The sequence below is a fragment of the Pseudoalteromonas sp. 23_GOM-1509m genome, assembly GCF_000518425.1.
GTDB lineage: Bacteria > Pseudomonadota > Gammaproteobacteria > Enterobacterales > Alteromonadaceae > Pseudoalteromonas > Pseudoalteromonas tetraodonis.
Genome location: NZ_KI912432.1, coordinates 104,151 through 113,169 on the forward strand (window position 1 = coordinate 104,151; position 9,019 = coordinate 113,169).

The window sequence follows — 9,019 nt, forward strand, 5'->3', positions numbered from 1 at the left end:
CGTTTAAGGTTACCGGTTTGGTTATTACTTCTTCCTGTACTATCACCTCCAGTTTTTTGGGCATTGACTCAGGGAGGATATTGCCATAATTATATGGCTGAATTTTAATTATTGACTTACAGGAAAATTTAGTATGTCGGTTACTGGTAAAGTAAAATTTTTCAACGAAGCTAAAGGCTTTGGTTTCATTGAACAAGAAAATGGTCCTGACGTGTTTGTACATTTCAGCGCAATCACTGGTTCTGGTTTTCGCACTCTTAGCGAAGGTCAAGCAGTGACTTTCAGCATCAAGCAAGGTCAAAAAGGCCCTGAAGCTGAGAACGTAGAAGTAGCATAATTTATTATGTGAACCTAAGTTCATCGTGGTGAAACACTAACCTGTTTCACCATAATTCTTAAATAATTTTCAACTCTATTTTTAATCTCTCTGTATTGCCTTTCATTTCTGATATCCGTTATTCATATTTTTAACTCCGATATACCAAATTAAACGTAAACCTTTATGCGCTAGTCCGTTGTTGGCCAATGATCGCCTTGCGATTTAAATTTAGTCTACTGCTTGATGTGAGTTTAATTATATTGAGTTCATAAAAGTGCGTAAGATTGATATTTCTCCATGGAGAAATATAAAAAATCGGCAGGATATTAATGATCAGTAGAAACAAAAAACACAGGTGTTAATAAAAATGATTCTTTGTAATCTATTTCCCCTCCTTTGTATTGCTTTTTAGATAATCGGCACGTCCTTATTACTATGCGACGAATGCGCGAATAATAACGATTAGCTGTATTTTTAGCTTAAAAAGTCTCAAAAACCACTAAAAAAGAATATTCGGGACAGAAAATAAGCTTATTTTTAATTTTTTTTCAGCCACGATTAAGTTAATTTTAAATGTTATATTTTTGTTTACTTTAACTAGGTGGTTTATCAGTATTCTTACTATATCTGGCTTTGCTGAAATTGCATTTGTCACGTTAGTTACGATAATGTTAATTTTTTTGTGTGAGCCCTTTAAATATCTTACAAACAAGCTGATTTATTTATAGGTTATGCGAAACATGAAGTTGACATGACTTAATGCATTTAGCATTATTGGTAAGTTGATATCTATTAAAAGATATCAGGGTTGTCTTCCCCTTGCGGGTTGATAATTAAATTATAAAAGTAACATTACTTAATTGGTTGGGAACTATGTCTGTTAAAATCAGAAAGAGTCTTGTAGCAACTGCGTTGGTTGGCGCTTTTGCATTTGCAAGCAGCAATGTGATTGCAGATCCTTTGAATGACGTGCAAAAAGCAGGTCAAACAATTCAAAAGGCTGCGGTTAAGTCTCAAACTAAAATTGACAATGTATATGGTCAAACTCAGGAGCTAATCGCTGAGTACCGTAGCATCGTTGATGAGACTGAACTTATGAAAGTGTACAACGATCACGTAGCACGTTTGGTCGCTGACCAAAATGCGTCTATCGCATCGTTCGATCGTCAAATCGCGACTATCGATAACACTAAACAAAACGTTGTGCCTTTGATGTATCGCATGATCGATACGCTTGAGCAATTCATCAAAGCGGACGTTCCATTTAACCTTGAAACTCGTCTTGGACGTGTTGAAAGATTACGTGAGATCATGGCATCTGCATCTGTAACAACGTCTGAGAAGTTCCGTCAGGTACTTGAAGCGTACACTGTTGAAACAGCATACAGTTCAGCTGTAACTGCTTCTCAAGGTACTTTAGATGTTGATGGTCGTAGCATTAACGTTGATATCGGTCGTTTAGGTCGTATCACTTATGTAGCGCAATCATTCGATCTAAAACACGCTTGGGTGTGGGATAACAACACTAAACAGTGGAAAGAATTAGGTGAAGAATACCTAAAACCTGTTAAAGAAGTGATCCGTATGGCGCGTAAGCAAGCCACACTAGAACTTGTTAAACTACCAATTTTTGGCGCGGAGTAATCAATAATGAAGAAACTATTTAAAGGTTTTGCTGTTGCAGCAGTACTGTCTGTTTCTGCCGGTACCGCGCTTAATGCACATGCAAATACTGATGCTTTAGATAAAATTCTTGAGCAAGTAAAGCAAGAGCGTATTTCTGAAGGGAAAATCAATAAGCAACGTGAACAAGAGTTCTTATCAGATCGTGCTGATAAGCAAGCGTTACTTAACAAAGCGAAAAGCCAATTAGCTGCTGAAAAAGCACGTGGTGATCGTCTTAGCAAAGAATATGCACAAAACGAAAATACTTTAGCGGAAAAAGAGCAAGCTCTTCAAAACGCGCAAGGTACGTTAGGTGAAATGTTTGGTGTTGTTCGTCGTGCAGCAGCTGACGCGATTGGTTCAATTGAAGCATCTTTAGTAAGTGCTGAAAAACCAGGTCGTGCTGAAGTACTTCGTTCATTAGCAGCAGCTAAAGAACTTCCAACTGTTCGTGAACTAGAAGAACTTTGGATTTCACTTCAAACAGAAATGACTGAATCAGCAAAAGTTTCAACGTTTGAAACTGAAGTTGCAGGTCTTGACGGTAACCCGTCAATGAAAAAAGTAACACGTATCGGTAACTTCAACTTAGTTACAGACGACGGCTACTTAATCTACTCACCAGAGACTAAATCTATCCAGCCTCTAGGTAAGCAACCTGACAGCTATATCTTAAAAGGTATTTCTGATCTAGAAGGTACTTCAGCTGATAACTACGCTGGCGTATTCGTGGATCCTACACGTGGTGCAATTTTACGTATCAACACGCAGAAAAAGTCTCTTATGGAATACTACCATCAGGGTGATACAGTTGGTTACATCATCACTGTATTACTTGCTGTAGGTCTTTTAATCTTCTTAGTACGTTTCGCTGATTTAGCGCTTACTACTTCTAAGATCAAAGGTCAGCTTAAGAACTTGTCTACACCGAATACAAATAACCCACTGGGTCGTATTCTTAAAGTGTACTCTGACAACAAAAACCAAGATGTTGAAAACCTTGAGCTTAAACTTGATGAAGCGATTCTACGTGAAACGCCACGCATCGAAGCGGGTATTAACATCATCAAGATCCTTGCTGCTATCGCACCATTACTAGGTCTACTAGGTACGGTAATCGGTATGATCCTAACGTTCCAAACAATCACATTGTTCGGTACGGGCGATCCGAAGATCATGGCTGGTAACATCTCTCTAGCACTTGTAACTACAGCGCTAGGTCTAATTGCAGCTCTACCACTTATTCTACTTCACTCTATTGTTGCAAGTCGTAGTAAGTCGGTACTACATATCCTTGATGAGCAAAGCGCGGGTATCATCGCGACTCACGCGGAGAAGGAGAAAGCCTAATGCTAGTCCTGATGGAGATCTGGGAATCTATCAGGGATTTTGTTGGCACAGGCGGCCAGGTTTTATACGTGGTCGCGATAGCACTCTTTCTTATGTGGGTTTTAATGATTGAGCGCTATTGGTTCTTACTTGCTGAGTTTCCTCGTTTAACGAAGGAAATTGTAGCTAAGTGGGATGCCCGCCAAGACACTACGTCTTGGTACGCACACAGAATCCGTGAAGCATGGATTTCTGAAGCGTCTGAAAAATTAGATCAGCGTATGTTGTTGATTAAAACATTAGTAGCTATATGTCCTTTAATAGGCTTACTTGGTACTGTTACTGGTATGATCGCGGTTTTTGAAACCATGGCAACCCAAGGTACAGGTAATGCACGTTTAATGGCATCAGGCATATCAATGGCAACAATCCCAACAATGGCTGGAATGGTTGCGGCACTATCTGGGGTATTCTTTAGCTCACGCCTTGAGGCAAGAGCGAGAATGGTGAAAGCCAAGCTTGTAGATAGTATGCCTCATCACTAGAGAGAGAATTAAATATGGCACGTAAACAACGTTTTCGTGAAGAAGAAGAAGCAGCGGTAGATATGACGCCAATGCTTGACATCGTATTTATCATGCTTATTTTCTTTATCGTAACTACATCGTTCGTTAAAGAGGCTGGTATCGAGGTCAATAAACCAAAAGCTGCCCAAGCTACGAAGCAAAAAAATGCTAACATTTTTATTGCAATTCGCAGTGACGGTGCAATCTGGATTGATAAACAGCAAGTTGATGTTGAACGTGTTTCAGCAAAAATCGAAAGTTTATTAGCAGAACAACCTACTGATGTTGTAATTTTGCAAGCTGATAAAGAAGCAAAACACGGCACAGTGGTTAAAGTGATGGACCAGATTAAAGCGACGGGTGATAACCTGAGAATTTCAATAGCTGGAGATCAGTAATGATTCGTTTTCTGTTTTCACTGATTGCAGGTGGGGCAGTTACTTTCGGCTTGTTCTACTTCATGGCATACCTCATCTCTGGTGGGGCTGACCGTAATACGGAACAAAAAGAGCAGATCATAGTCGAAATTATGACGAATCCGCCTGAATCTAAGGTGCAGGAGAGGAAGCGTGTACCGCCTCCGCCTCCGCCACCGCCAAAGCAGCCGCCTAAACCGCAGCCGCCACAGCCGGAAAATAGCAACCCAAATACTGGTGGCTTGTCATTTAATATGCCAAGTATCGATGTGGGAAGCACGGCCGGTGGACTAAGTGGTCCAGGTGCATTTGGACGAGATGGTGATGCGACACCTATCGTTCGTATTGAACCAAAATATCCAACACAAGCAGCACGTGATGGTAAAGAAGGTTGGGTTCAACTTTCGTTCACAATTGATGAGTTAGGTGGCGTGATTGACGTTGATGTTATCGACGCAGATCCAAAACGTATCTTTGACCGTGAAGCTAAACGTGCATTGCGTAAGTGGAAATACCGTCCTAAGATCATTGACGGGAAACCACAAAAGCAAGTTGGTTTACAAGTTCAACTAGACTTTAAACTTAACCAAGGCAACTAAGGAGGCGAGTAATGAGAAATTTTTCTAAAGTAACTGCACTTGCAATTCTTATGTCTGTGTCAGGTGCATCATTAACTGCACCTGTTTTAGCGGCGCCAGATTACGCGAAAATTGAAGAGCGTAAGAAAGCAAAAACTAAAATCATGGGCGAACGTACTGGTAAAAAAGTAATTAAAGCGTTTGATTTGTATAACGAAGATGATGTTGATGGTGCAATAGCGTTATTGAAAGAGTTAGATCCGTCTAATGACTTTGATAAAGCAACTGTTAATCGTTACTTAGGCAGCATGTACGCTCAAAAAGAGCAATACAAAGTTGCAATTAAGTATATGAAAGCAGCGATTGCACCGGATGTATTGAACTTTGCTGATCAGGCTCAAGGTTTAAAAACTTTGGGCGATATGTATGCGGGTACTGAACAATACAGTGCTGCCAAGCAAGCATATTCTGATTGGATGGACTTCACAGGTGAAGAGGACCCGAAAGTTTACACTCGTATTGCGCAAGCAAGCTATGAGCTTAAACAATTTGATCAGGTTCTTGAACCGGCAAACAAAGCAATTAAGTTATCTGAAGAGCCAAATAAAGCTCCTTATCAACTTAAATTAGCTGCCTATTTTGAGAAAAAGCAATATCAAGATATGGTTAAAGTTGCAGAAGAAATTGTTCGTGTATGGCCTGAAGACAAAAAGTCTTGGGTAGGTTTAGGTAAGTATTATTTACAAACCGAAGACTACCAAAAAGGTCTAGCAACTATGGAAGTTGCATACAAGAATGGTTACTTCGAAAACGAAGTTGAATACAAAGTACTGGCTAACTTTTATTCTTTAAACGAAATTCCTTACAAAGCAGCAGTAACGCTTGAAAAGGCTGTTAAAGAAGAGAAAGTAAAACGCACTAAGCAAAATATTAGCGCGATTGCTAGTAACTACCATCGTTCGAAAGATATAGAGAAAGCTGCTAAGTATTACGAAGAAGCTGCTAAATTTGATGACGACGCTGAGCTCTACCGCAAAGCAGGTTCATTACTTTTACAATCTGAAAAATTCAGCGCTGCTGTTGTTCGTTTGAACAAAGCATTAGAGCTTGGCTCTGATAAAAAAGGCACTATTTATTCAGATTTAGCTGAAGCGTTTTACTACCAAGGTAAGTATAAGCAAGCTTATGCTGCTATTACTAAAGCCATGGACGACCCAAGCACACGTAGGTTTGCTAAAGGTTGGGCTACATATATTAAAGATAAAGCCGCTCGCAACGGTGTTAAAATTTAGTATTTAATGTACTCTAGTATTTTTAAAAAGCCCCATTGGGGCTTTTTTTATTGGAATTGACATGAAAAAAACGCCTATTATTTCACTGCTATTTTGTTTGCTGTTAACGTCTTGCTCTAAGCCTACAGATATATTTTCATCTTATGAAGAAGCGCAAAGCGCGTTAATATCACTTAATACGGCTTTAAGTGCGCAACCGAATTCACAGGTTACACAGCTCAGTAATGAGCAGCTCCCTTTTACAGATGATTATTTAGAGCGTCGCCACGCGATTTATCAGCAGCTAATGCAAATGCAGTTATCAGCAGAGCAAACCAATCAGGTTAATTATTTAGTTATTGCTGAGCGATTCCCAGAGCGCTATTTTGCATGGCCTGTACAAACAAATGTTTTGGCTAATATGCTCACTATGGCGAAAAATGATGCCCAGTATAAAAATATTGAGCAATGGTTAAGGTTTGTAAAATCTCAGCTAGAAGCTGCCGAGCAAAGTAATTTAAAGCTAAATAAAGTTGAACATAGTTATTTAAAAAAGTACGTGCAACAAGCCATAAATCGCACTAACACACCGGTTGAACTTAATGCAGCGTTGAGTGAGTTAAACAATTATTTGGCGGACTATAAGCCAAGAGGCAGCATTGGTTTATCAGGCCTTGCTAATGGCAGTCAGTGGTATCAAAGTAAATTAAATTATTTTGCAAATGCTGTGCTCTCACCGCTTGAGTGGCTAAGTCGTATTGATAGCAAATTCAAATCAATGCAGAGTCAAAAACAGCAAACAACGGTAGAAGCCTCAAATGCCTCACAGCTTACCACATTACTTTTAACTGATTCGAAAATAGCGGGTTTAGACTGGTTAACGGGTTATACGCTATTACCTCTGAGGGCTAACGCTTCACAATTAGAACCAGCCGATGAACTGCTCTATATGGCTATGATGGAGACTGATCTAGGGGTGCATTATCACGCTTGGACATTGTCACAAGCACGCTTAAATTTACTTAAACGATTAAACATAAGTGAAGAGGAAGCGACTTTATTAGTTGAAGATATTCTTTTTTATCCAGGGCAAGCGTTTAGTTTTGCTCCACAACTACTTAATTAAACTTTAGTGCGCTATTAACTAGCGCACTGATCACATCGCTGCGCTGCAGGGTCTTGCTCTAAGCGCTGCGCTGATATTTTTTCCTCACAGTCACAACAGTAACCATACTGGCCAATGTCAATTTGGCTTATTGCCGCTTCAAGCTTATTCATACGCTCAATCAAGGGATTATACTCGGTGCCTAATTGCTGAGCTGCTATATCAAGCCACTCTTCATTTGAGGTACGGGTTAGTATACAAAGCAAATTTTGATGTGTAGGGTGTGTAGATTGTGATAGCAAGCCTAATATAGTCGCTTTAACACTTTCAATTTCATCGTTTAGTCGTTGCTGATGATGCATTAGCAGTATAACCCTTAAATTAGTCCTCAGTGATACTGCTATTATCTAGTTAGATTATCTTAGATGTTATGATTTGTATCAAATTGTGGCGCTTTCGCATATTTTTTTAATACCTCTGCCACTTCATCTTTGGCTTTTAAACGACGTATTTCGTCAAATAATAGTCCTGCTTGTGGGTACTGACGTTTTAAATAACCAAGCCATTGTTTTGTGCGTGAGGCAAAGTACTTGGTATCTTTACTGGCGGTTTGGTGCATGGATGAGTAAATAATATGGTGTAAAATATTTTCCCACGTTAACTCACTATAATCTTCATTATTAATATGAGCTTTAATTTTACGAGCTAAATCAGGATGTGAAAGGGCGCCACGGCCAATCATTAAGTCAGTGCAACCGCTGCGCTTTTGGCATAAAAGGGCATCTTCTACCTGCCAAATCTCCCCATTGGCGACCACCGCAATTTGTTTATCTTTAACTAAAGGAGGGATTTTTTCCCAATAGGCAGGCGGGTTATAGCCATCGCGTTTAGTTCGCGCATGAATGGCGATACTGCTCGCACCTGCACTGACAACGGCATCGACAATCTCTTGGCTATTACTATCATCATCAAAACCTAAGCGAATTTTTGCACTTACCTCGTGTTCAGCGTCTACGGCATCCCTTACAGTTTTAATTATTGAATACATATGTTCAGGGTCTTTGAGTAAAACAGCGCCCCCTTTGCTTTTATTCACCGTTTTTGCCGGGCAGCCAAAGTTTAAGTCAACACCATGGGAGCCTAAGCCAACTGCTTTTACTGCATTTTCAGCTAGGACGTCAGCCACTTGGCCCAATAACTGAATTCGAACCGGCGTGCCACATCGAGTTAGCCCTGCATTTTTTAGTTCAGGGCAATAACGGTGAAATACTTTATCAGGCAAGCAAGTATCTACAACGCGGATAAATTCAGTCACACAAAGATCAAAGCCACCTATGTCGGTGAGTAGTTGGCGCATTTTAAAGTCAACGACACCTTCCATAGGTGCTAAAACAAGTTTCATAGTGTGATTAATTTATTACTGAAAAAGAGCGCCAGTTTACCTGTAAATCATAAATTGATAAAACGCTTATTAGGGTTCATAGTTAGTTTACTAAGTTATTTTTGAAAAAATAGATAATGTGAAAGTTTTTAGTTTTATGCAGGTCTACTTGTATAATGATGTTCAACAAGTTTAGAAGGTAATAAAAAATGAATACAATAAAGAAAAATTCAATTGCATTAACACTCGGCGCAGTGGTTGTTGGTAGTGCAAGTATGGCCAGTGCAGATGTACAAGCTAACCCATTTGAATTTCAGCAAATGGTTGCTGGTTACCAGTTAGACGCAGGTGAAGGCAAGTGCGGCGAAGGTAAATGCGGTGAAGCTAAA

At 39.7% G+C, this 9,019-nt stretch carries 11 protein-coding genes; 9 read left to right on the plus strand and 2 right to left on the minus strand.

Going from position 1 to position 9,019, the window contains the following annotated elements:
* Window positions 1–133: 133 nt before the first annotated feature.
* The 8 genes from N523_RS0111050 (at window position 134) to N523_RS0111085 (ending at window position 7,270) form a co-directional block, all read left to right on the plus strand.
* Entirely contained in the window at window positions 134–337 is a 204-nt protein-coding gene (locus N523_RS0111050; RefSeq protein ID WP_004588138.1) for a cold-shock protein, read from the plus strand.
* Window positions 338–1,192: 855 nt separating this feature from the next.
* The gene (locus N523_RS0111055) at window positions 1,193–1,963 is read left to right on the plus strand and encodes a DUF3450 domain-containing protein (RefSeq protein WP_013465204.1); all 771 of its coding nucleotides are present in this window, start codon (window positions 1,193–1,195) and stop codon (window positions 1,961–1,963) included.
* Between the two features lie 6 nt (window positions 1,964–1,969).
* Entirely contained in the window at window positions 1,970–3,334 is a 1,365-nt protein-coding gene (locus N523_RS0111060) for a MotA/TolQ/ExbB proton channel family protein (RefSeq protein ID WP_028835053.1), read from the plus strand.
* Window positions 3,334–3,858, plus strand: a complete 525-nt coding sequence (locus N523_RS0111065; RefSeq protein WP_008109346.1) for a MotA/TolQ/ExbB proton channel family protein — start codon at window positions 3,334–3,336, stop codon at window positions 3,856–3,858. The genes N523_RS0111060 and N523_RS0111065 overlap by 1 nt, the downstream gene beginning before the upstream one ends.
* Before the next feature lie 14 nt (window positions 3,859–3,872).
* Complete coding sequence (locus tag N523_RS0111070) at window positions 3,873–4,277, plus strand: ExbD/TolR family protein (RefSeq protein WP_006792384.1); 405 nt, start codon at window positions 3,873–3,875, stop codon at window positions 4,275–4,277.
* Window positions 4,277–4,894, plus strand: a complete 618-nt coding sequence (locus N523_RS0111075; protein WP_008109338.1) for an energy transducer TonB — start codon at window positions 4,277–4,279, stop codon at window positions 4,892–4,894. Before N523_RS0111070 ends, N523_RS0111075 begins: the two co-directional genes overlap by 1 nt.
* Before the next feature lie 11 nt (window positions 4,895–4,905).
* Complete coding sequence (locus N523_RS0111080) at window positions 4,906–6,165, plus strand: tetratricopeptide repeat protein (RefSeq protein WP_028835054.1); 1,260 nt, start codon at window positions 4,906–4,908, stop codon at window positions 6,163–6,165.
* A 61-nt stretch (window positions 6,166–6,226) separates the two neighbouring features.
* On the plus strand, window positions 6,227–7,270 hold the full coding sequence (locus N523_RS0111085) for a hypothetical protein (protein WP_028835055.1): 1,044 nt from the start codon (window positions 6,227–6,229) through the stop codon (window positions 7,268–7,270).
* A gap of 14 nt (window positions 7,271–7,284) precedes the next feature.
* Here N523_RS0111085 and N523_RS0111090 read toward each other — a convergent pair whose 3' ends face one another.
* Both N523_RS0111090 and N523_RS0111095 read right to left on the minus strand, forming a co-directional pair.
* Window positions 7,285–7,611 carry a TraR/DksA family transcriptional regulator gene (locus N523_RS0111090; RefSeq protein ID WP_013465198.1) on the minus strand — a complete coding sequence of 109 codons (327 nt, stop codon included), beginning with the start codon at window positions 7,609–7,611 and terminating at the stop codon, window positions 7,285–7,287.
* A gap of 59 nt (window positions 7,612–7,670) precedes the next feature.
* The gene (locus N523_RS0111095; RefSeq protein WP_028835056.1) at window positions 7,671–8,651 is read right to left on the minus strand and encodes a tRNA-dihydrouridine synthase; all 981 of its coding nucleotides are present in this window, start codon (window positions 8,649–8,651) and stop codon (window positions 7,671–7,673) included.
* A 188-nt stretch (window positions 8,652–8,839) separates the two neighbouring features.
* On the opposite strand from N523_RS0111095, the gene N523_RS19545 reads away from it, so the two are divergent.
* The coding region (locus N523_RS19545; RefSeq protein WP_036959825.1) for an HvfA family oxazolone/thioamide-modified RiPP metallophore at window positions 8,840–9,019 on the plus strand (180 nt) is incomplete at its 3' end.